This is a genomic window from Roseibium sp., assembly GCF_050301095.1.
GTDB lineage: Bacteria > Pseudomonadota > Alphaproteobacteria > Rhizobiales > Stappiaceae > Roseibium.
This window is the reverse complement of the sequence record NZ_JBNKYW010000111.1, coordinates 69,032-91,217: the sequence shown is the minus strand read 5'-3', so window position 1 is coordinate 91,217 and position 22,186 is coordinate 69,032. Positions and strand designations below refer to the sequence as shown.

22 protein-coding genes are annotated in these 22,186 nt (G+C 62.8%); 8 read left to right on the top strand and 14 right to left on the bottom strand.

Annotated elements, in window-relative coordinates; all coding sequences use genetic code 11:
* Positions 1 to 104 precede the first annotated feature (104 nt).
* From ACQY7U_RS10085 to ACQY7U_RS10060, 6 genes are all read left to right on the top strand, one after another.
* Positions 105 to 707 carry an ANTAR domain-containing response regulator gene (locus ACQY7U_RS10085; protein ID WP_428644042.1) on the top strand — a complete coding sequence of 201 codons (603 nt, stop codon included), beginning with the start codon at positions 105 to 107 and terminating at the stop codon, positions 705 to 707.
* Complete coding sequence (locus ACQY7U_RS10080) at positions 685 to 1,587, top strand: ABC transporter permease (protein WP_428644040.1); 903 nt, start codon at positions 685 to 687, stop codon at positions 1,585 to 1,587. Before ACQY7U_RS10085 ends, ACQY7U_RS10080 begins: the two co-directional genes overlap by 23 nt.
* 2 nt (positions 1,588 to 1,589) lie before the next feature.
* On the top strand, positions 1,590 to 2,510 hold the full coding sequence (locus ACQY7U_RS10075) for an ABC transporter permease (RefSeq protein WP_428644038.1): 921 nt from the start codon (positions 1,590 to 1,592) through the stop codon (positions 2,508 to 2,510).
* Between the two features lie 72 nt (positions 2,511 to 2,582).
* Positions 2,583 to 4,205: an ABC transporter substrate-binding protein gene (locus ACQY7U_RS10070; RefSeq protein ID WP_428644036.1), complete on the top strand. Its 1,623-nt coding sequence runs from the start codon at positions 2,583 to 2,585 to the stop codon at positions 4,203 to 4,205.
* Complete coding sequence (locus ACQY7U_RS10065) at positions 4,195 to 5,145, top strand: acetamidase/formamidase family protein (RefSeq protein ID WP_428644034.1); 951 nt, start codon at positions 4,195 to 4,197, stop codon at positions 5,143 to 5,145. The genes ACQY7U_RS10070 and ACQY7U_RS10065 overlap by 11 nt, the downstream gene beginning before the upstream one ends.
* Before the next feature lie 70 nt (positions 5,146 to 5,215).
* Positions 5,216 to 7,000 carry an ABC transporter ATP-binding protein gene (locus ACQY7U_RS10060; RefSeq protein WP_428644031.1) on the top strand — a complete coding sequence of 595 codons (1,785 nt, stop codon included), beginning with the start codon at positions 5,216 to 5,218 and terminating at the stop codon, positions 6,998 to 7,000.
* 19 nt (positions 7,001 to 7,019) lie between these two features.
* Here ACQY7U_RS10060 and uxuA read toward each other — a convergent pair whose 3' ends face one another.
* From uxuA to uxaC, 9 genes are read right to left on the bottom strand one after another with little or no spacing between them, the layout of a single operon-like run.
* Positions 7,020 to 8,204 carry a mannonate dehydratase gene (gene uxuA, locus ACQY7U_RS10055; RefSeq protein ID WP_428644029.1) on the bottom strand — a complete coding sequence of 395 codons (1,185 nt, stop codon included), beginning with the start codon at positions 8,202 to 8,204 and terminating at the stop codon, positions 7,020 to 7,022.
* Entirely contained in the window at positions 8,201 to 9,646 is a 1,446-nt protein-coding gene (locus ACQY7U_RS10050) for a mannitol dehydrogenase family protein (RefSeq protein WP_428644027.1), read from the bottom strand. Before ACQY7U_RS10050 ends, uxuA begins: the two co-directional genes overlap by 4 nt.
* Positions 9,636 to 10,364, bottom strand: a complete 729-nt coding sequence (gene kduD, locus ACQY7U_RS10045) for a 2-dehydro-3-deoxy-D-gluconate 5-dehydrogenase KduD (protein WP_428644025.1) — start codon at positions 10,362 to 10,364, stop codon at positions 9,636 to 9,638. The genes ACQY7U_RS10050 and kduD overlap by 11 nt, the downstream gene beginning before the upstream one ends.
* Positions 10,361 to 11,185, bottom strand: coding sequence for a 5-dehydro-4-deoxy-D-glucuronate isomerase (gene kduI / locus ACQY7U_RS10040; RefSeq protein WP_428644023.1), 825 nt, complete (start codon positions 11,183 to 11,185; stop codon positions 10,361 to 10,363). The genes kduD and kduI overlap by 4 nt, the downstream gene beginning before the upstream one ends.
* Positions 11,186 to 11,219: 34 nt before the next feature.
* Positions 11,220 to 11,537 carry a cupin domain-containing protein gene (locus ACQY7U_RS10035; protein WP_428644020.1) on the bottom strand — a complete coding sequence of 106 codons (318 nt, stop codon included), beginning with the start codon at positions 11,535 to 11,537 and terminating at the stop codon, positions 11,220 to 11,222.
* Positions 11,538 to 11,547: 10 nt separating this feature from the next.
* Complete coding sequence (locus ACQY7U_RS10030) at positions 11,548 to 12,828, bottom strand: TRAP transporter large permease (RefSeq protein ID WP_428644018.1); 1,281 nt, start codon at positions 12,826 to 12,828, stop codon at positions 11,548 to 11,550.
* A gap of 1 nt (position 12,829) precedes the next feature.
* Complete coding sequence (locus ACQY7U_RS10025; RefSeq protein ID WP_428644016.1) at positions 12,830 to 13,357, bottom strand: TRAP transporter small permease; 528 nt, start codon at positions 13,355 to 13,357, stop codon at positions 12,830 to 12,832.
* Positions 13,358 to 13,411: 54 nt separating this feature from the next.
* A complete protein-coding gene (locus ACQY7U_RS10020) occupies positions 13,412 to 14,392 on the bottom strand; it encodes a TRAP transporter substrate-binding protein (RefSeq protein WP_428644015.1) in 981 nt (326 codons plus the stop codon).
* Between the two features lie 25 nt (positions 14,393 to 14,417).
* A complete protein-coding gene (gene uxaC, locus ACQY7U_RS10015; RefSeq protein ID WP_428644014.1) occupies positions 14,418 to 15,860 on the bottom strand; it encodes a glucuronate isomerase in 1,443 nt (480 codons plus the stop codon).
* Positions 15,861 to 15,954: 94 nt separating this feature from the next.
* Here uxaC and ACQY7U_RS10010 point away from each other — a divergent pair, with 94 nt between their 5' ends.
* The gene (locus tag ACQY7U_RS10010) at positions 15,955 to 16,647 is read left to right on the top strand and encodes a GntR family transcriptional regulator (RefSeq protein WP_428644012.1); all 693 of its coding nucleotides are present in this window, start codon (positions 15,955 to 15,957) and stop codon (positions 16,645 to 16,647) included.
* Between the two features lie 3 nt (positions 16,648 to 16,650).
* Positions 16,651 to 17,589 (top strand): sugar kinase, encoded by a 939-nt coding sequence (locus ACQY7U_RS10005; RefSeq protein WP_428644010.1) that lies wholly within the window; start codon positions 16,651 to 16,653, stop codon positions 17,587 to 17,589.
* An 18-nt stretch (positions 17,590 to 17,607) separates the two neighbouring features.
* On the opposite strand, the gene gph is transcribed toward ACQY7U_RS10005, so the two are convergent.
* The 5 genes from gph to fba form a co-directional block, all read right to left on the bottom strand.
* Positions 17,608 to 18,279: a phosphoglycolate phosphatase gene (gph, locus tag ACQY7U_RS10000; protein WP_428644008.1), complete on the bottom strand. Its 672-nt coding sequence runs from the start codon at positions 18,277 to 18,279 to the stop codon at positions 17,608 to 17,610.
* Positions 18,276 to 18,830: a thioredoxin family protein gene (locus ACQY7U_RS09995; RefSeq protein WP_428644006.1), complete on the bottom strand. Its 555-nt coding sequence runs from the start codon at positions 18,828 to 18,830 to the stop codon at positions 18,276 to 18,278. The genes gph and ACQY7U_RS09995 overlap by 4 nt, the downstream gene beginning before the upstream one ends.
* Positions 18,831 to 18,922: 92 nt before the next feature.
* Positions 18,923 to 19,624: a ribulose-phosphate 3-epimerase gene (gene rpe, locus ACQY7U_RS09990; protein WP_428644003.1), complete on the bottom strand. Its 702-nt coding sequence runs from the start codon at positions 19,622 to 19,624 to the stop codon at positions 18,923 to 18,925.
* A gap of 66 nt (positions 19,625 to 19,690) precedes the next feature.
* Positions 19,691 to 21,076: a ribulose-bisphosphate carboxylase gene (locus ACQY7U_RS09985; RefSeq protein WP_428644001.1), complete on the bottom strand. Its 1,386-nt coding sequence runs from the start codon at positions 21,074 to 21,076 to the stop codon at positions 19,691 to 19,693.
* A gap of 16 nt (positions 21,077 to 21,092) precedes the next feature.
* A complete protein-coding gene (fba, locus tag ACQY7U_RS09980) occupies positions 21,093 to 22,175 on the bottom strand; it encodes a class II fructose-bisphosphate aldolase (RefSeq protein ID WP_428643999.1) in 1,083 nt (360 codons plus the stop codon).
* Positions 22,176 to 22,186: the final 11 nt, after the last annotated feature.

Sequence of the window (22,186 nt, the reverse complement as noted above, 5' to 3'; positions counted from 1 at the left end):
GATCCCTATCTCGTCCATTACGATCCGCTCGACAGTGTCGGCGGGGGGGCGTACGCCTCCGAGACCGGCAACGGCGGCCAGCCGAAACTGAAGCTGGTGTCGTCATGAGCACGCTCTTCCGCACCCCGAGTTTCCGAAGCTGGACCGCCAGCATCCTGCACAAGCCGCACGCCGACCGGGATGCCGTCTGCCGTCAGCTCCAGCGTCTCGGCGTTGAGATCTCGACTTCCTGGCCGGAGCTTCCCGAAGAGGCGAAACAGTCGAATGTCATCATCTTCGATGCTGACTCAGGCCATGATGCCCAGTTTCCATGGTCCATCGACACGCATCCGATGCCGATGATCGCGCTGATGGGCAGCGAAGCGCCCGGACGGGTCGAATGGGCGATCCGGCGCGGAGCCATCGCGCATTTGAGCAAGCCGATCGCCTCAAGCGGGGTTTATGGCGCGCTGGTCGTGGCCACGCAGACCTTCGCCATGCGCAAGGCCTCCGAGGAGCGTATCGCCAAGCTGGAAACCCGGTTGGCCTGCCGCCCGCAGGTGGCCGAAGCCATTCTCCTGCTGATGCAGCACCAGGGCGGAACCGTGGAGGCCGCCTACCGGCTGCTGCAGGACATGGCCATGAACAGCCGGCAAACAATAGAAACGGTCGCCGTGGACCTGGTGGCGCGCAAGGGAGGGCAGGATGCCGGCCGACGCGAAGCCTGAAGCCATGCCCGTGAGCGCTCCCGAGCTGCCGCAGGGTGTTTTGCGGCGCCTGCTGCAACGAAAACTTGCCGTTTTCGCCTTTGTCCTGATCGCGGTCATTGTCGGGGCGGCCGTATTTGCGCCGGTCGTTGCGCCCCACAACCCTTCGGAGCAGTTCTTCGAAGGGCTGACGCTGGAAGGCGCACCGCTGCCGCCGGGCGAAAAATTCTGGCTGGGCACTGACCTTCTCGGCCGGGACCTGCTGTCGCGCCTGATCTACGGAGCACAAACCTCGCTCATCATCGGTGTGGTCGCGAACGGTATTGCAGTGGTCGTCGGTGCATTTGTCGGCATTCTGGCCGGCTTCTTCCGCGGCTGGGTGGAAACGGTGCTGATGCGATTCACCGACCTGATGATGGCCTTTCCCGCGCTACTGCTGGCGATCACCCTGGCGGCTCTGTTTCAACCGTCCCTCTGGATCGTCGCACTGGTCATCGCCATGGTGAACTGGGTGCAGATGGCGCGTGTCGTCTATACGGAAACCAGGTCCCTGTCGGAGCGCGAGTTCATTCTCGCCGAACGGGCCATGGGCGCGGGGCTGCCCCGCATCCTGTTCCGCCACGTCCTGCCGCATCTCCTGTCGACCATCGTCGTCTTCGGCACGCTCGGCATTTCCACCACCGTCCTGCTGGAAGCAACCCTCAGCTATCTCGGCATCGGCGTGCAGCCGCCGACGCCCTCCTGGGGCAACATCATCTACGAGAACCAGACCTATTTCACCTCGGCGCCGTGGCTGGTGTTCTTCCCCGGCCTTGCGATCATCGCGCTGGCGCTCGGCTTCAACCTCCTCGGCGATGCCCTGCGTGAAGTGCTCGACCCGACGCAGAAAGGGAGGCACTGATCATGGGCGGCTATATTCTGCGGCGCCTGGCGCAATCGCTTCTCATTCTCCTCGGTATTTCGTTCTTCACCTTCGTTCTGCTTTATCTGATCCCGGCCGATCCGGCCCGGCAGATCGCGGGCCGCAGCGCGACCGCGCAGACGGTGGAGAACATCCGCGAGCAGCTCGGTCTGAACCTGCCGTTCTACCAGCAGTATTTCCGGTATCTGACCGGCCTGCTTCAGGGGGACCTCGGCCGGTCCTATCTGCAGAAGACGGAAGTCGGCGCATTGATCTGGTCGCGTTTGCCGGCAACCCTGCTCCTGATGGTGGGGGCGATCGCCTGCGAACTCGCCATCGGCCTCAGCATGGGCCTGGTCGCGGCCCTCAAGCGCAACACGGCGACGGACACGAGCCTGATGGTGCTGTCCTTCGTCGGTGTCTCCTCGCCGCAATTCGTGGTCGGCATCCTGCTGCTTTATGTCTTTGCCGTTCAGCTCGGCTGGTTCCCGATCGGTGGCTACGGAACGTTCCGGCACTTGGTGCTGCCGGCCCTGACGCTCGGCTTTCTCGGCGCCGGCTGGTACTCGCGCATGATGCGTTCGTCGATGATCGACGTGCTGCGCCAGGACTTCATCCGGACGGCCCGGGCCAAGGGGCTGAAGCGCTGGCAGGTGCTGTTCGGCCACGCGCTGCCCAATGCGCTTCTGCCGATCATCGCGATGATCGGCATCGATATCGGCCTCTTCATGAGCGGCATCGTGGTGGTGGAAAGCGTCTTCGGCTGGCCGGGCATCGGCCAGCTTGCCTGGCAGGCCATTCAGCGCGTCGACATTCCCATCATCATGGGCGTGACGCTCATCTCCGCATTCGCGATCGTTCTCGGCAACTTCCTTGCCGACATGGTCGCCCCTCTGATTGATCCGAGGATCAAGCTGCGCTGAAGCGCAGAAAGCTTGCCGGCCAAACCGCCGTCAGAGCGGTCCGGCTCATTACCTGGAACCGGAGGTAGGACTATGAAAAAGACATTATTGGCTGGGGCCGCCGCCCTTCTTGCCGCCACGGCACTGACACCGGCGCAGGCCGAAGACATCAAGCAGGGTGGCTCGATGATCGTCACCTACAAGGACGACGTCTCAACGCTCGACCCGGCGATCGGCTACGACTGGCAGAACTGGTCGATGATCAAGAGCCTGTTCGACGGCCTGATGGACTATGAGCCGGGCACGACCAACCTGATGACGGATCTGGCCGAGGACTACACGATTTCCGACGACGGCACGGTTTTCACCTTCAAGCTGCGTCCGGGCGTCAAGTTCCACAACGGCCGCGAGCTGACGGCGGAAGATGTCAAATACTCGCTCGACCGCGTGACCAATCCGAAGACGCAAAGCCCGGGGGCGGGGTTCTTTGCCTCCATCAAGGGTTTCGACACGGTTGCCGCGGGCGAGACCGAAAGCCTTGAAGGGGTGACGGTCGTCGATCCTCACACGGTAAAGATCGAACTGTCCCGTCCGGACGCAACCTTCCTGCATGTCATGGCAATCAACTTTTCCTCCATCGTACCGAAAGAGGAAGTGGAAAAATGGGGCGCGGATTTCGGCAAGCATCCCGTCGGCTCCGGTGCCTTCTCTCTTGAAGAATGGACGCTTGGCCAGCGCCTCGTCTTCAAGCGCAACGAGGACTACTGGCGCGCGGGCGTTCCCAGGCTCGATGAAATCACCTTTGAAGTCGGCCAGGAGCCGATCGTCGCCCTGCTGCGCCTGCAGCGCGGCGAAGTGGACATGCCGGGCGACGGCATTCCACCGGCAAAGTTCCTCGAGGTCACGAAGGATCCGCAGTACAAGGACCTGATCATCGAGGGTGGCCAGCTGCATACCGGCTACGTCACCATGAACGTGAAGATGCCTCCGTTCGACAAGCAGGAAGTCCGCAAGGCGGTAAACATGGCGATCAACAAGGATCGCATCGTGCGAATCATCAACGGCCGCGCGGTTCCCGCCAATCAGCCGCTGCCGCCGACCATGCCGGGCTATGACCAGGAATACAAAGGCTATTCGTATGATCCGGAAGGGGCGAAGGCCCTGCTGGCGCAGGCGGGTCTTGGCGACGGGTTCGATACGGAACTCTATGTCTACAACACCGACCCGAACCCGCGCATTGCCCAGTCCATCCAGGCGGATCTGGCGGCCATCGGCATCAAGGCCGAGATCAAGGCATTGGCCCAGGCCAACGTGATCGCGGCGGGCGGAGAACCCGACCAGGCGCCGATGATCTGGTCCGGCGGCATGGCGTGGATCGCCGACTTCCCGGATCCGTCCAACTTCTACGGCCCGATCCTCGGCTGCGCCGGTGCGGTCAAGGGCGGCTGGAACTGGTCCTGGTACTGCAACGAGGACCTGGACAAGCAGGCCGCTGAAGCCGACAGCATGACCGATCCGGCGAAGAAGGCCGAACGCGAGGAAGCCTGGCGGAAGATCTTCATCTCGGTGATGGAGGACGCGGCCTGGGCTCCTGTCTTCCATGAGCAGCGTTTCACGATGCGGTCCGAACGGCTGGGAGGCCCTGACGCCATCTTCGTCGATCCGGTCCACATTCCCGTCAACTACGACTACGTATGGGCGAAAGATGTGCAGTAATTGTAAGGCCGCCTACACCATTCATGCGGCACAACATCATTTCGGCTGGGACAACTCGTTTGCCCCGGCCGAGACGGTGGCTCCGGGAACGGTGCTCGAATTCGAGTGCCTCGACAGCTCTGCCGGTCAGCTGACACGGACAAGCACCGTCGAGGACGTTGCCAACATGGACTTCGGCAAGATCAATCCGGTCAACGGTCCCATCCATGTGGACGGGGCCGAACCGGGCGATGCCCTGGTGGTGAAGATCCACGAGTTCAAACCGTCCGGCTTCGGCTGGACGGCGAACATTCCGGGCTTCGGCCTGCTGGCCGACCAGTTCAAGGAAGCGGCCCTGCATGTCTGGTCCTATGACAAGGACAAGCTCGGCACCTCCGCCTATGCGCCGTTCGGCAAGGTGCCGCTGAAGCCCTTTGCCGGGACGATCGGAGTTGCGCCGGCGGAAGCCGGCCTTCACTCCATCGTGCCGCCCCGGCGCGTCGGCGGCAACATGGACATTCGCGATCTTGCCGCGGGCACCACGCTCTACCTGCCGGTGGAAGTCGAGGGAGCGTTGTTCTCCATCGGCGATACCCACGCCGCCCAGGGCGACGGTGAGGTTTGCGGCACGGCCATCGAAAGCCCGATGAACACGGTGATCGAGCTGGATCTCGTCAAGGGCGCGGATCTGAAGATGCCGCGGTTCGAAACGCCCGGTCCGGTCACCCGTCATCTGGACGAAATGGGCTACGAGGTCACGACCGGGATCGGGACCGATCTTTTCGAAGGCGCGCAGGCCGCCGTCTCGAACATGATCGACCTTCTGTGCGCCCGCCACGGCTACAGCCCGGTCGAAGCCTACATGCTGTGCTCGGTTTGCGGCGATCTCCGGATTTCGGAAATCGTCGACATGCCGAACTGGGTCGTCTCCTTCTATTTCCCGAAGGTGGTGCTCCAGTAACCGGGCCGGGCGGCGACTTACCCACCGCCGCCGCCCGGTTCCTGTCCCTTCGAACAATCAGGCCGAGCCGATGAATGCATCGCCCGAAATTTCTTCCTCTTCCGACGAGACCGTTCTCTCCGTTGACGGGCTCTGCACGGATGTAGCCACCCCCTCAGGGCGCAAGACCGTGGTCAAGGGGCTGTCCTTCGACCTGAAACGGGGCGAGACGCTTTGCATCGCGGGTGAGTCCGGATCGGGAAAATCGATTACGGCCCTGTCGATCATGGGGCTTCTGCCGGAGCCGATGGCGCGTGTCTCCGGCGGCAGGATTCTGTTCGAAGGCAAGGATCTGACAAAGATCCGCGAAGAAGAATTGCGCCGCATCCGTGGCGGCGACATTGCCATGATCTTCCAGGAACCGATGACCTCGCTCAATCCGGTCCTGACTGTCGGCAAACAGTTGCGCGAGGCCATCCTGGCCCATCAGGAAGTGACGAGAACACAGGCGGACATACGCGCGCTGGAGATGCTGGAGTCTGTCCGGCTTTCCGAACCGGCCCGGCGGCTGAAGCAGTATCCGCACGAGCTTTCCGGCGGCATGCGCCAGCGTGTGATGATCGCCATGGCGCTCGCCTGCAATCCGAAGATCCTGATCGCGGACGAGCCGACAACGGCGCTTGATGTGACCATCCAGGCGCAGATCCTGCAGCTTATCCGTGACCTGCAGCGCGATTTCGGCACCGCCGTCATCATGATCACCCACGACATGGGCGTGGTTGCGGAAATGGCCGACCGGGTGATCGTCATGAACCACGGCCACATCGTGGAACAGGGAAACGTGACCGAGGTCTTCGACAGGCCCACCGATCCCTATACGCGGCAATTGCTTGACGCGGTGCCTAAGCTGGGGGCGATGACCGGTGTCGACAGCGCACCCAAGGGCGCCGGAGATCCGGAGGCGCCGGTTCTGGAGGTGAGGGATCTGGTCGTCCGCTTCGATCTGCGCGGCGGCCTTCTCAACCGGGTCACCTCCCGGGTCCATGCGGTCGAGGGCGTTTCCTTTTCCCTCAATCCGGGCGAGACGCTGGGGCTGGTCGGGGAAAGCGGTTGCGGCAAGTCGACCATCGGCAAGGCGCTCATGAACCTCGTGCCGTGGGAAGGCTCGATCCGCGTCGCGGGTCAGCCTGCCGGTGTCCGCGACAAACAGCTCCAGCGCCGCCTCCGGCGCGACATGCAGATGATCTTCCAGGATCCTTACGCTTCGCTCGACCCGCGCATGACCGTCGGCGATATTGTCGGCGAACCGCTGGTCATTCACGGGCTGGCAAGCGGCAGGGACTTGCGCGACAAAGTGGCGGCGTTGTTCGAGCGTGTCGGCCTGCCGGCCGATGTCATGACGCGCCATCCGCATGAGTTTTCCGGCGGCCAGCGCCAGCGCATCTGCATCGCCCGGGCGCTCGCATTGTCGCCCAAGGTGATCGTCGCCGACGAGAGCGTCTCTGCGCTCGACGTTTCCGTCCAGGCCCGGGTTCTGGATCTTCTGCAGGAACTGCAGGAAGACCTGGGGCTCTCCTATCTCTTCATTTCCCACGATATGGCGGTAATCGAGCAGGTCTCCCACCGGATCGCCGTCATGTATCTCGGCCAGATCGTGGAAGCGGGCACCCGGCGGCAGATCTTCGAGAATCCGCAGCACGACTACACCAGGCGGCTCCTGAAGGCGGTGCCGATCCCCGACCCCAAACGCCGGCGCAATGTCTTCGATGTGCCGACCGGCGAGATTCCTTCGCCGGTCGTGCCGCTGGGCGCAAGCGTGAGCCGGGTCCGTTACACGGATGTCGGCAACAACCATCTGGTTGCCCACGCGGATTAGCCGCGAACCTTGGCGATGGTTACGCCCGGCCGGATGCGTGATTCAGTCCGGCGATGATGCCCCGGAGTTCGGCCAGGCCGCGCATGCGGCCGATCAGCGGATAGCCGGGGTGGGCGCCTCTTTGCGCGTCGTCCAGAAGTTCGTGGCCATGGTCCGGCCTGAAGACGATTTCGCACTCTGCACGGCCTGAAGCCTTCCGGCGGCGTTCCTCTGTCAGGAGTTCTGAAACCAGGGTGGCCATGTTCGTGTCGCCCGCCAGATGAGCGGCTTCCTCGAACGAGCCGTCCGGATCCTTGGCGACATTCCTGAGGTGAGCGAAATGGACCTTGTCCGCGAACTGCCGGGCAATCGCCGGCACGTCGTTTTCCGGGTTGGCTCCCAATGATCCGCTGCAAAGCGTCAGCCCGTTGGCGGGGCTGTCGACGGCGGAGAGGATCCAGTCGATGTCCTGGGCGTTGGAGACGATGCGCGGCAGGCCGAGAATGTCGCGAGGCGGATCGTCGGGGTGCACGCCGAACTTCAGACCAAGATCCTCGGCAGTGGGCATGACTTCTTCCAGGAAACGCCTGTAGTTTTGGCGCAGGGCGTTTCGGTCAAGCCCTTCGTAAGGGGCGAGCGCCCGTTGCAGGCCCTTCACGTCATACCTGTCATAAGCGCCGGGAAGACCGGCCATGATCGCCGTGACAAGGATGTCCCGGTCCTCCGGGGTCGAGCTTTCGAACCAGCTTTTCGCGGCGGCAATGTTTCCGGTGGTGTAGCCGGCTTCGGCGCCCGGGCGTTCGATCATGAAAAGTTCGAAAGCCGCCATCTTCTCCACGGAAAACCGGAGGCAGGTTCCGCCTCGTTTGACGGGCGCCTTGAGGTCCGTCCGGGTCCAGTCCAGCAGCGGCATGAAGTTGTAGCAGATGACCTTGATGCCCTCGGCGGCAAGGTTCGCCATGGACTGCCTGTAGTTGGCGAAAAGCTCCGTCAGATCTCCTTCGCCCCGTTTGATCCGCTCATGGACCGGCAGGCTTTCGACAACGCTCCATTCGAACCCGGCGGCATTGATCCGGGCCCGGGTTTCGGCAATCGTTCGACGGGGCCAGATCTCCCCGTAGGGGACCTCGTGCAGGGCGGTGACGATGCTCGCCGCCCCGGTCTGGGCGATTTCCGAAAGGGCGATCCGGTCAAAACCGCCATACCAGCGCCATCCCTCGATCATGCGAGCGCCTCCAGCGTCTTGTGCACGCCTTCCGCCTTCAAACGGGCATAGGCGTCCGTCAGGGCGGGGCGGAGCGTTTCGGCAAGTTCGGCGTCGAAGATGTCCGTGACACCGAGCAGTGCGGACACCTTGCCTTCCGTATCCGGTGCGCCGTCCGAAAGGGATTTCAGCCGGCCGGCCAACGGGTCGCGCACGTCGATGGGCGCTCCGGTCAGATCCGTCCCGCCGGCGTAGATCATCCAGGCGGCCACCGCCGTGACGAGGCCGGGGCTGGTCCGGCCAGCGGCCTGGTTGTCGCGAAGCGTTCCCAGAATGCGCTGCGGCAGCTTCTGGCTGCCATCCATGGCGATCTGCCAGGTACGGTGACGGATGCCGGGGTTGGCGAAGCGCGAAAAAAGGGCGTCGGCATAGCCGTGGATGTCGACACCGTCGGGTGGCGTGAAGGACGGGATGATTTCGTCTCGCCAAAGACGCTTCACGAAAGTCGCCAGGACGGGGTCCGCAACCGTCTCGGCGATTGTCTCGTGACCCGCCAGATAGCCGAGATAGGCGAGCGAGGAGTGCGTGCCGTTGAGCATCCTGAGCTTCATGTGCTCATACGGCGTCACATTGGCGACCAGTTCGGCACCGGCGGCAGCAAGGTCCGGGCGGGCTTCCTCGCCATAGGCCGGGACGAAATCGTCCTCGACCACCCATTGCCGGAACGGTTCGTGCAACACCGGGGCCGCGTCGAACCGGCCGGTCTTTTCTGCCAGGGCGTCCACGTCTTCCGGCTTTGTTGCGGGGACGATCCGGTCGACCATGGTTGCGGGAAAACGGCCTTCGGCCATGATCCAGTCCGCCAGTTCCGGGTCGATCTCGCGGGCAAGGTCAAGGACAATCCCTTTAACCAGCCTGCCGTTGTCCGGCAGGTTGTCGCAAGTCAGAACGGTAAAAGGCGGCAGGCCGGCAGCCTTGCGTTGCTGAAGCGCCCTGACGAGATAGCCCGGCGCGGAAACCGGCCGGGAGGCGGCAATGTCGTGCCGGATATCGGGATGTGTGCTGTTGAGCCTGCCGGTTGCCGGATCGTGGCAATAGCCCTTTTCCGTGACCGTCAGGCTGACGATGCGGATGTCCGGATCGGACATGGCCGCGAGCACGGCATCCGGGTTTTCAGGTGCGACGAGCACCTCGCGGATGATCTCGACCTGGTGAAGCTTCGCACCGTCCGGTCCGAGTTCCTGCGCGGTATAGACAAAATCCTGCGGTGCGAGCCTGTCGCGCGTCGACGGGCTCTTCAGGCTGACGCCGATGATGCCCCAGTTGCCGCCGGATTTTTCCATCGCCTCTTCGATGTAAACGGCGCCGAAGGCCCGGAAGAAAGCGCCGAGCCCGAGGTGGACGATTCCGGCCCTGGGAGCCGGGCCTTTTTGACGTTCAAGTCTTGCAGGATCAGCGTGCAAGCCAGCCTCCGTCGACACTCAATACGGCTCCGTGAATATATTTGGCGGCAGGAGAGGCCAGGAAGACAGCGGCCTCGCCGATGTCGCTTGCCTCGCCCCAGCGGCCTGCCGGAATGCGTTCCAGGATCTGTCGGTTGCGCTCCGGATCGTTGCGCAGGTCTTCCGTGTTGTTGGTGGCGATATAGCCTGGCGCGATGGCATTGACGTTGATGTTTTTTGAAGCCCACTCGTTGGCAAGCAGTTTCGTGATGCCGGCGACGCCGTGTTTGGCAGCGGTATAGGACGGCACCCGGATGCCGCCCTGGAAGGACAGCAGCGAGGCGATGTTGACAATCGCGCCGGGTCTTCCGCCGGCCAGCGCCGCCTTGCCGAAAGCCTGGCAGGTGAAGAAAACCGCCTTCAGGTTGACGTCGATCACGTCGTCCCAGTCGGCTTCGGAAAAGTCGACCGCATCCGCGCGGCGGATGATGCCGGCATTGTTGACGAGGATGTCGATCCGCTCCGCCTCGAACAGCGGTGCGGCGGCCATCGGATCGGAAAAATCGAGTGGCACGTGACGCCCGTTTCCGATCTTCGACAGCGTCTCGTCGCAGTCGCGGCGGGCGGCGCACAGGACTTCGGCCCCGGCATTGCCCATGGCGATTGCGATCGCCTGGCCGATACCGGTATTGGCGCCCGTCACCAGGGCGCGCCTGCCTTCAAGCGAGAAGGAATTCATCGTAAGTCTCCCATTGCGACCATGTCCATGTCGGTGAAGTCGACATTATCTCCGGCCATCGCCCAGCAGAAGGTGTAGGCCCCTGTGCCGGCACCGCAGTGGATCGACCAGGGCGGCGAGATGACGGCTTCCTCGTTGGCCATGACAAGATGGCGGGTCTCGTTCGGCTCGCCCATGAAATGGAAAACGCGCTGATCTTCGGAAAGGTCGAAGTAAAGGTAGGCCTCCATGCGGCGGTCGTGCACATGGGCGGGCATGGTGTTCCAGACCGAGCCCGGCGCGAACTGGGTGTAGCCCATCAGGAGCTGACAGCTCTCGGCGACGTCCGGATGCAGGAACTGCAGGATGACGCGCTCGTTGGAGGTCTCCGCGGAGCCGAGTTCCACCCGCCGGGCGTCCTTCACGGTGATCAGGCGGGTCGGACAGGTGCGGTGGGCCGGCGCGGACAGGATGTAAAAGCGTCCTGCCCCGGAAAAGGCGACGGGGCCGGAGCCCATGCCGATATAGAGGACGTCACCCCGGCCGACTTCGTAGGCCTTGCCGCCGACGACGACCGTGCCGGTGTCGCCGATGTTCAGGATGCCGAGTTCGCGCCGGTCCAGCAGCGATTGCGTGCCGGCCTCCTTGACGTGGTCGAGCGTCAGTTCACCGGAGCCGGGGACGGCAGCGCCGAGGATAAGGCGGTCATAGTGCGAGTAGATCAGATTGATCTTGCCCTCCTCGAACAGACCTGCGGCATGGAAGTGGTCGCGAAGGCCCTGGGTGTCGAGCGATTTCGCCGTTTGCGGATCTATGGCGTAGCGGGTTTCAACTGTACTCATTTTGAAATGTCCTGGGTGAGGCGTGAATTCGGAACTAAAGAAAGTCGTCGCGGCGGGGCGTGAAGGTGTCGATCAGGGTGCCAGGTTCCAGGCAGATGCAGCCATGCGCCGCCCCCGAAGGAATGACGAAACTGTCGCCTGGGGCAACCTCGAACGCCTCTCCGCCGATGCTGAAACGGAAGCGGCCGCTTTCCACATAGGTGGACTGGACATGCGGGTGGCTGTGAAGCTTGCCTTCCGCGCCTGGTTCGCGAAACCGGAAGGCCACCACCATCAGCTGCGGGCTGTCGGAGAGAACCTGGCGCTTGACGCCGGGATCCGCTGTTACTTCCGGAAAGGTTTTTACGTGCATGCTCTCACCCTCAGTGGAAGACGGACGGAAGCCACAGCGACAGGGCCGGGATGTAGGTCACCAGCAGCAGCGTGATGACCGCGGCGCCGTAGAAGGGCCAGATGGTCCTGATGGCGTCCCAGACCGAGATCCTGCCGACCGCGCAGCCGACGAAGAGCACCGTGCCGACTGGCGGGGTGCACAGGCCGATGCCGAGGTTCAGCACCAGGATGACTCCGAAGTGCACCGGATCGACACCGAAGGCGGTTGCTACGGGCAGGAAGATCGGCGTGGTGATGACGATCAGCGGCGACATGTCCATGAAGGTTCCGAGGAACAGAAGGACGATATTGATCATCAGCAGGATGATCAGCGGGTTCTCGGAAATGCCTTTCATGAAGGCCACCAGCTGCGCCGGAATGTGGAGGAAGGCGAGCAGCCAGCCAAAGGAGGCGGCACAGCCGATCACCAGCAGCACCATGGCTGTCGTCCGCACCGCTGCCTTGGTCGCGGCGACGAACTCCGGCCAGTGCATGGTGCGGTAGGCGAGCGTCGTGACGAGCAGGGCGTAGACTGCCGCGATGCAGGAGCTTTCCGAGGCGGTGAAGACACCGGAGCGCACACCGCCGAAGATGATGCCGATCAGCAGCAGGCCCGGGATGGCGTTGACGAAGAGCGCGCCGAGGGCAGGCCAGCCGGGAAAGGCTTCGGTCGGATAGCCGGCACGTTTTGCGACGAACCAGGCGGTGACCATCAGGGCGAGTGCGAGCAGAAGCCCCGGAAGGATGCCCGCGGTGAAAAGGTCGGCGATCGACAGACGGCCGCCGGCGGAGATCGAATAGATGATCATGTTGTGCGACGGCGGCAGCATCAGCGCGATGATGGAGGACATCACCGTGACGTTGACGCCGTATTGGACCGAGTAACCCTTTTCCTTCATCTGCGGGATCATCAGGCCACCGATGGCAGTCGCATCCGCGGCAGCGGAACCTGAAATACCTCCGAACAGTACGGAAGCGGTAATATTCACCTGACCGAGCCCGCCGCGCATGTGGCCGACAACGGCTCCGGCGAGCGCCACCAGCCTGCGGGCGATGTCGCCGCGCACCATCAGTTCGCCGGCAAAGATGAAGAAGGGGATCGCCATCAGGGCGAAAACGGAGACGCCGGAGTTCAGTCGCTGAAAGACGATGACCGGAGGCAGCTCCATGTAGAGCACGGTTGCCAGCGAGGCGGCGCCGAGACAAAAGGCGACGGGCGTGCCGATCAACAGCAGGACCGTGAACGTGCCGAAGAGAATGTATGGTTCCATGTCAGACAGCCTCTTCCAGGGCGTCCTCGCCGAAGCGGGCGGTCGGAAGACCGGCGGCACGGCGGAGCAGACGTTCAAGCGAAAACAGGAAAACGAGACAGCCGCCGCCGACCAGCGGCAGGAAGTCGATCGCGCCGGAGACCCCGAGCGAGGGCAGTTTCACGTCCCAGGCGGAGGCGGCGAGTTCCGCGCCGTACCACGCCATGCCCGCGCCGAAGGCGGCGACCACGGCATCGGAAATGCTGAACAGGACGAGCTTCGCCCCCTGAGGCAGGAAATAGAGAAGCACGTCGAAACTGAGGTGATAGCCCTCACGGATGCCGACGGCGGCGCCAAGGAAAATGAACCAGCCCATCAGGATGACTGAGGCGGGTTCGCTCCACACGAGGCTGTCGTTCATCACATAACGCATGAAGACCTGCGCGGAAATGAAGACGGTCATGAGCAGCAGGCCGCTGCCGGCCAGCCACAGGGCGGCCGTCGAGATAAGGCGCATGGCTTGCGCGGCGAATGTCAGATGAGTTTGCACTTTTCTGCCCCAAGGCGGGCCTGCGGTCAGGACTGACCGCAGGCTGATTGCTGATCAGTCGGTTGCGCGGATGCGGGCAACCAGATCCTTCAGCTTGTCAGAGGTGACGTGCTTTTCATAGACGCTGTCCATGGCTGCCATGAAGGGTGCCTTGTCGATCTCGGTGATGACCTCGACACCTGCGGCACGGACCTTTTCCTCGGAGGCCTTTTCGCGGGCGACCCACAGGTCGCGCATTACCGGAACGGAATCCTTCGCGGCCTGGCGGACGGCGGCCTGGTCTTCAGGAGACAGCTTGTCCCAGCTCACCTTGGACATGACGAGAACTTCCGGCACGATCAGGTGTTCGTCCAGCGTGTAGTAGCCGGCGACTTCATAGTGGCCGGAGGACTCGAAGGACGGCCAGTTGTTTTCGGCTCCGTCGATGACACCGGTCTGGATCGAGGAATAGACTTCGCCATAGGGCATCGGGGTCGCATTGGCGCCGAGCGCGGACATCATGTCGACGAAGATGTCGGACTGCATGACGCGGACCTTCATGCCGGCAAGGTCTTCGATGGAAGTGATCGGCTTGACCTTGTTGTAGAAGCTGCGCGAGCCGCCGTCATAGAAGGCGAGGCCGACATAGCCGTGCGGTTCGAAGGCCGCCAGGATTTCCTCGCCGATCGCACCGTCCATCACGCGGTGCATGTGATCGACGCCCTTGAAGACATAGGGCAGCGATACGACCTTGGTTTCCTCGACCAGATTGTTGAAGGGGCCCATGGAAACGCGGTTCAGGTCGATGACGCCGAACTTGGTCTGCTCGATGGTGTCCTTTTCCTCGCCGAGCTGGGCGGAATGGAACACTTCGACGCAGATGCGGCCGTCGGTGCGTTCCTTCAGAAGCTTGCCCATTTCCTTGACGGCCTCGACCGTCGGATAGCCGTCCGGATGGGTGTCTGACGATTTAAGCGTCACCTCGCAGGCGACGGCGGCGGATGTGAAGGCGGCGGTGGCCAGCAGCGTTGCCGCCAAGGACTTCAAGATATTCATTACTTCCTCCCAGAAAAAAAGCTCGTCAGAGCCGGTAGGCCTGCTTCACAAGCCTGTACGTGAGGTCATGAGCGACCTCGAAAGCCTCGTCCTCGTCCAGCCTTCCGGAGGTAACGAGGGATGCGAGGTAAGCGCAGTCGACCCGGCGGGCCACGTCGTGGCGGGCGGGGATCGAACAGAAGGCACGGGTGTCGTCGTTGAAGCCGACGGTGTTGTAGAAACCGGCTGTTTCCGTGGTCAGTTCCCGGAAGCGGCGCATGCCTTCGGGGCTGTCGTAGAACCACCAGGCCGGACCCAGCTTGAGGGTCGGATAGACGCCTGCCATCGGCGCCAGTTCGCGCGAATATGCGGTTTCGTCCAGCGTGAACAGGATGATGGAAAGGTTCCTTTCCAGGCCGACGGCATCCAGAAGCGGCTTCAGGGCGTCGACGTAGTTGGTCTGCGTCGGGATATCGAAACCCTTGTCCCGGCCGAAGGCGGACATGACCGCGCTGGAATGATTGCGGTGGCTGCCCGGATGGATCTGCAGAACGAGACCGTCGTCGAGGCTCATGCGCGCCATTTCCGTCAGCATATGCCCCCGGAAGGCGTCGGCTTCCTCCGGCGAGCAACGGCCCGTCAGGGCCTTCTGGAACAATTCGTTCGCGGTGGCGGCGGAGAGGTTTTCCGTTCTGGCGGTCGCGTGACCATGATCGGAGGACGTGGCGCCGAACGATTTGAACCAGGTCCGGCGGTTGCGGTGGGCCTTCAGATAGCCTTCCCAGGTGGTGGTGTTCTCGCCGGTCAGTTCACCGAACTTTTCGACGTTTGCCGCGAATCCTTCAAACTCGGGATCGACAACCGGGTCCGGTCGGTAGGCGGTTACGACGCGGCCGTTCCAGCCGCTTTCCCGGATCTGCCGGTGCCACTTCAGATCGTCCAGCGGTGATTCCGTGGTTGCGATCACTTCGATGTTGAAACGCTCGAAAAGGGCGCGGGGCCGGAACTCCGGGCGGGCGAGGCAATCGGCAATGTGGTCGTAGGCTTCGTCCGCCGTTTCCGCGGATATCCGTTTCGTCCAGCCGAAGACTTCCTGAAAGGAATGCTCCAGCCACATGCGCGACGGCGTCGCGCGGAAGAGATGGAAGTTCTCTGCAAAGGTCCGCCAGATCTTGCGGCTGTCGGTTTCGCTGAAGCCTCCGTCCGAGCGCGGAACGCCGAGATCCGACAGGTCGATGCCTTGCGAGTACAGCATGCGGAAGACGTAGTGGTCCGGAACGATGAAAAGCTGGGCCGGGTCCGGAAAGGCCTCGTTTTCGGCATACCAGCGCGGGTCCGTGTGGCCGTGCGGACTGACGATCGGGAGGTCCCGGATGGTCTCGTAAAGCGCGAAGGCCAGCGCACGGGAAGTCGAATCCGCTGGAAACAGCCGGTAGGGGTCAAGCCTGATTTCCGAGACCGCTTGAGCTTCGGTTCCTTCCAGTGGCATTTCTTGTTCCTTGATATGCGAATGGTTGCAGTAAGTGTTGCGACTAGTAAACTGATATGCTAGTTGAGTAGTCAAGTCAACGGAGAGAAAGCTGATGACAGACGCCAGTGCCCTGAAGGCGCTCGAACCGCTCAAGATTCCGACCGTGGCCGACACGGTTTTCGAGGAGCTGCACCAGCAGATCCTGTCGCTGGAACTTGCGCCGGGAACGAAGGTTTCCGAAGTGGAGGTCGCCAAGGCATTCGGTGTGTCGCGCCAGCCGGTCAGGGACGCCTTTTTCCGCCTGTCCCAACTCGGGTTCCTGTCGATCCGGCCGCAGAGGGCAACGGTGATCACCAAGATTTCGGAAGCGGCGGTGCTCAGGGCCCGGTTCGTCCGCACGGCTCTCGAGCTTGCGTGCCTGCGCGCGGCGCTGGAAGTCATCTCCGACGACGACATCAAGGACCTCGACGTGCTTCTGAAGGACCAGCAGGCAGCGGTCACGGCAGGAGAACGGCAATTGTTTCACCGGCTGGACGACGATTTTCACCGGCGGCTCTGCGCCATATCCGGTCATGAATATGTCTGGAGCCTGATCCGCGAGCAGAAGGCACATATGGACCGGGTCCGCTTTCTGTCCCTGGCCTCCGGTGCGCAAATCGCTCTCGACGATCACATCGACATCATTGCCGCGATCCGCGACGGCAAGAAGGAGCTGGCGGAGGCAAGGCTGACCACCCACCTTGGCCGCATCCAGACCATTCTCGGCAAGATCCGGTCCGAAAACCCGGACCATTTCGAGGAGTAGCCGATGGCCAGGCGTTTTGTTGCGATTGGCGAATGCATGGTCGAATTCTCGCCGACGCGGGAAGGAACCTATGCGATCGGCTTCGCGGGCGACACGTTCAATACAGCCTGGTACGCGCGCCAGCTCGCAGGTCCCGCAGACCTTGAGGTTGCTTATTTCAGCGCCGTCGGCGATGACGAGTTGTCGCGGCAGTTGACCGTTTTCATGCAGGAAGCCGGGATCTCGCCAAAACTGAAGATCATCGGGGATGCCGGGCCGGGCATGTACATGATCTTTCTGAACAACGGCGAACGCAGCTTTCAGTACTGGCGCTCGCAATCCGCCGCCCGCCATCTTGCCGACGACCTGGAAAACCTGCCGGATGTAGACGGCGGCGATGTTGTCTATTTCTCCGGCATCACCATTGCCATTCTGCCCGAGGCAGGCCGGGAGCGCCTGCTGGAAGCCTTGAGACATGCCGCTGCAAAAGGGGCGGAGGTCGTCTTCGATCCCAACCTGCGGCCCCGCCTCTGGCAAAGCGAGGAAGACATGTGCCGGTGGACGATGAAAGCCGCCGCGCTGTCCGGCATTGTTCTGCCGTCCTTCGAGGACGAGGCCCGTCACTTCGGTGATAAGGACGCGCAGGCAACGGCTGACCGTTACCTTGCAAACGGAGCGCGGCTCGCCGTGGTCAAGAACGGCGAGGACCCGGTCGTGGTGCAAAGCGCCGATGGCGACGGTTTCCGCTACCAGCCGGAAGCCGCCACGCGGGTCGTCGACACGACGGCGGCGGGCGACAGTTTCAACGCTGCCTTCCTGGTCGAATATCTCGGTCGCCCGCGTCCGCGCGAGGCCGTTCGGGCGGGCTGCGCGTTGGCGCGCCACGTCATCGGGCACCGGGGCGCACTGGTGCCGGTCTCCAAAATCGACGTGATCACCGGCAAGGCGCGCCTGAGCGCCTAAATCTCACCAAAGATCAGCTCAGGCCTCTTCCGCGGAAACCGGTGCAAATTCCTCGACAAGCCGGGGGAGGACGTTGAAATCGTCGAAACTCCGCGCGTGCTGCAAGTCCTCTGCCGGCGTCTTCCGGTAGCCTTCCGTGAACAGGAAGAACGGCAGCTTTGCCCGCAAGGCGGTTTCCGCATCCACCTCGCTGTCGCCGATATAAAGGGCCTGGCTGCCGCCAAGTTCCTGCGCAAGGCTGAGGACGCCGCGCGGGTCAGGCTTGCGTTCGGGAAAACTGTCTCCGCCGACAATGGCCGAAAAGAATTCGGCCAGTCCGAGATCGTCGAGGATCGTTTCCGTCGGGCCTACGGGCTTGTTGGTGCAGATGGCAAGCCGCAGGCCGAGATCCCGGAACTTGCGGAGCGCATCGACGACACCCGGGTAGGGCCGTGTCAGTTCGGTCGCCCGGGCGTTGTAATCCGTCACGAATTCCGCGATCAGCCGGTCGCGTTCGCCTTTATCGAGATCGCTTGCGGCCATCACCCTGTCCACGAGCGTGGGAATGCCGTTGCCGATGAAGGAACGCACGGTTTCCAGCGAGAGGGACGGTCGGTCTTCACGGGCGAGCATGCGGTTGCTGGCCGCATGAAGGTCCGGGGCGCTGTCGATCAGCGTGCCGTCGAGGTCAAAAATCAGGGTGAGGTTCATACGTCTTTCCATTTGATCGAGCAACCCATGGACGGGATCTGGTCCTCAGGCCCCTGACCCGTTTGGGCGACCTGCCGCATCGCTTCAAAGAGGTCGCGCCGGAGATCGGCCGGACCGGTCTCCCTGCGCGAGGCGTCCAGTCGGCCACGGTATTGCAGTTCCAGATCCTTATTGAAACCGAAAAAATCCGGGGTGCAGACCGCGTCATAGGCACGGGCAACGGACTGATCCTCGTCATAAAGATAGGGAAACGGAAAATTTTCCTGTTCCGCCAGACGTTTCATGTTCTCAAAGCTGTCCTGCGGATAGGCCGAGGCATCGTTGGCGCTGATCGCGGCGACACCGATGCCGAGTTCCGCCAGGGCGCGGGCATCGCGCAGAATGCGGTCCCGGACGGCAACCACATAGGGGCAGTGGTTGCAGATGAACATGATCAGCGTGCCCTTCGGCCCTGCAATGTCGCTCAGGCGGTAGGTCTTGCCGTCCGTTGCCGGCAATTCGAAATCGGGGGCTTTCCAACCGAAATCACAGACGGGAGGGATCGCTGCCATGGGTTTCGTCCTTAGCGGAAATGGGTGTGGCCGGTGGTGAGGTCCATGCGAGAATATCGCCGCATTGCAGTAGAGGCAACGCGGCCCTGGCCTCATGCGGCCTGGATCGTCACATTTTCGCAGGCCCTGCGGATGGCGCCGATGTTGTTGCCGTAAATTTCCGCGTTCTCCACGCTGCCGCCGCGAAAGACGGCGGACCCGGCCACAAGCACGTCGGCACCGGCTTCCACGACAAGGGGGGCGGTTTCAGGGTCGACGCCGCCGTCGATTTCGATGTGGATCGGACGGTCGCCGATGAGTGCGCGCAGGCGCCGGACCTGTTCGATCTGGCCGTGAATGAACTTCTGCCCGCCGAAACCGGGATTGACGGTCATCACACAGACGAGATCACAGAGATCCAGAAGCGGTTGTGCCGCTTCAACCGGGGTGCCGGGATTGAGCGCAAGTCCGGCCTTCTTCCCCGTTGCCCTGATCGCCTGCAAGGTCCGGTGGGTGTGCGGTCCGGCTTCCAGATGTGCGGTGATGATGTCGGCTCCGGCGTCGGCGAAGGCTTCGATATAAGGATCGACCGGCGCGATCATCAGGTGAACATCCATCACCGTATTGATGTGTTTCCGGATCGCCTTGCAGAGCGGCGGTCCGAAGGTCAGGTTGGGAACGAAGTGCCCGTCCATGACGTCCACATGCACCCAGTCGCAGCCCTCGGATTCGATGGCTTCGATTTCCCTGCCGAAATCGGCAAAATCGGCGGAGAGGATCGACGGGGCGATCTTGAGGGTACGGTCTAATGGCATCGAAGGGCTCCCTGGAGGTGAGGGGCGATTCACGCCCCTCGAATTGCCATGGTTTCAATCAGGCGGTCAGGCGGCGGAGTTGATCCGCAGGGCTTCGCGCCAGCCGGGGTAGATCTTGTCCGCATCGTGCGGAAAGCTCTGGAACGCACGGGCGAACTCGTAATGTTCCTTGGCGAATTCCACCGGGTCCGCGCCCTCTTTCCAGCACTGCTCGGCCTGGCGCAGGGAAGTGGCACCGGCTGCGGCCCCGTCCATATGGCCGAAGGACCCGCCACCGGCGGTCAGGATCAGGTTGGAGTGACCGAGATTTTCGAAGAACCCCGGCATGCGCAGGGCGTTCATGCCGCCGGAAATGATTGGCGTCGTCGGTGCCATGCCCTGCCACTCCTGATGGAAGAAGGGGCCTTGGGCCGAATCGTCGGTGATCATGTAGGCCATCAGCCTGTCGGCGGCTTCGCCCTCCATCTTGCCGAAGCTCATGGTGCCGGTGTGAATGCCGGAGGCACCTTGCAGGCGGGCCATCTTGGACAGCACGAAGGCGGTGTAGCCGCGCATGGACTGGGGCGAGGTCACTGCGCCGTGGCCGGCGCGGTGATAGTGAAGGTACTGGCGCGGGAATCGACGGCGGGCCGTGGTGATCGCCGCCGGACCGGTGACATAGCCGTCCACCAGGAAGGCGACATGCTCGGCATTCTCCGCGAATGTCTCCAGGATGTATTCGCCGCGGGCGATCATCTCGAACGGGTCGTCGGCGGTGATGTTGGCGGAGAACAGCTTCGCCTCGCCGGTCTTGTCCTGGGCACGCTTCATGGCGTCGGCTACCAGCGGAATGGTCTCCTTCATCGGGGCAAACGTCTGGTTGCCCTGGGGTTCGTCGTTCTTGATGAAGTCGCCGCCCAGCCAGAAGTCATAGCAGGCGTCGGCGAAAGGCTTCGGCCTGAGGCCCAGTTTCGGCTTGATGATCGTGCCGACGATAAAACCGCCGTCCACATGGGGACGTCCGAGCACGCGCCACAGATCCGAGATCGTGGTGGCCGGACCGTCGAACAGGCGCAGAAACGCGGGCGGGACGTAGAAATCGTGCATCTTGGCATATTCCACATCGCCCATGCCCTGATTGTTGCCGATGCAAAGGGTCAGGAACGAGCAGATCATTGCTCGGCCGTCGGTGATGTTGCGGTCGAAGAGCTCCACCGGATAGGCGATCTTGGTGATTTCCTTGTCCGGATCGACTTCATAGACCAGCGCGTCGACGCCGCGGGTGAAGTCGTCGGTGGTCGCCACGTCAACATTGGTGCCGGTCGAACTTTCGGCGGCGAAGTGGGCGGCGGTCTCCAGATAGCCGTATCCGGCCTTGGGGCGCATGATGTAGGCGACCAGCACATGTTTGCCGCCGGCAATCAGGTCGGCTTCCTTCAGGTCGAGACGGGCGTAGCGGTTCGATTGATCCATGATGCGATCTCCTTTGTTACTCGGCCGCCTGGGCCGTTGCGATTTTCGGGTCGAGTGCGCCGCTGGCGTAGCGCCGCGCCATGTCGTCGAGTGACACCGGCTTTATTTTCGAGGCGTGACCGGCGGTGCCGAAGCGCTCGAACCGGTCGCGGCAGAGTGTTTCCAGTTCGGCCATCGCCGGAATCAGGAATTTCCGGGGGTCGAATTCGGCCGGTTTTTCCCGCGCGGTCTTCCGGAACTGGCCGGTCATGGCCATGCGGCAGTCGGTGTCGATATTGACCTTGCGCACGCCCATCCTGATGCCGCGCTCGATTTCCTCCACCGGCACGCCGTAGGTCTGCGGCATGGCGCCGCCATGGGCGTTGATCAGGTCCTGCAATTCCTGCGGCACCGAACTGGAGCCGTGCATGACCAGATGGGTCTCGGGCAGCTTTTCATGGATCGCCGCGATCGTGGCCATGGACAGGATCTCGCCGTCCGGCTTGCGGCTGAACTTGTAGGCGCCGTGGCTGGTGCCGCAGGCAATGGCCAGCGCATCGCATTTTGTCGCCAGGACAAAGTCGACGGCCTGGCCCGGGTCCGTCAGAAGCTGTTCGGTGCTGAGCTTGCCTTCCGCGCCCGAGCCGTCTTCCTCGCCCGCTTCCCCCGTTTCCAGCGAGCCGAGCACGCCGAGTTCCCCCTCGACACTTGCGCCGACCGCATGGGCGGCTTCGCTGACGCGCCGGGTGATGGCGACATTGTAGTCGTAGGAGGCCGGGGTCTTCATGTCCTCCTCCAGCGATCCGTCCATCATCACGGAAGTGAAGCCGTAGCGGATGGCAGACAGGCAGGTGGCGTCGTTGTTGCCGTGGTCCTGATGCAGGACGATCGGGATATCGGCATGCATCTCGGCCAGGGCCTCGACCATGTGGCGCAGCATGATGTCGCCCGCATAGGAGCGCGCGCCGCGGCTTGCCTGCAGGATCACCGGGGAGGCGGTCGCCTGCGCGGCCCTGAGGATGGCGAGCCCCTGTTCCATGTTGTTGATGTTGAAGGCCGGAACGCCGTAGCCGTGTTCTGCGGCGTGGTCCAGCAACTGGCGAAGCGTGATGAGCGCCATTGTCGTTCTCC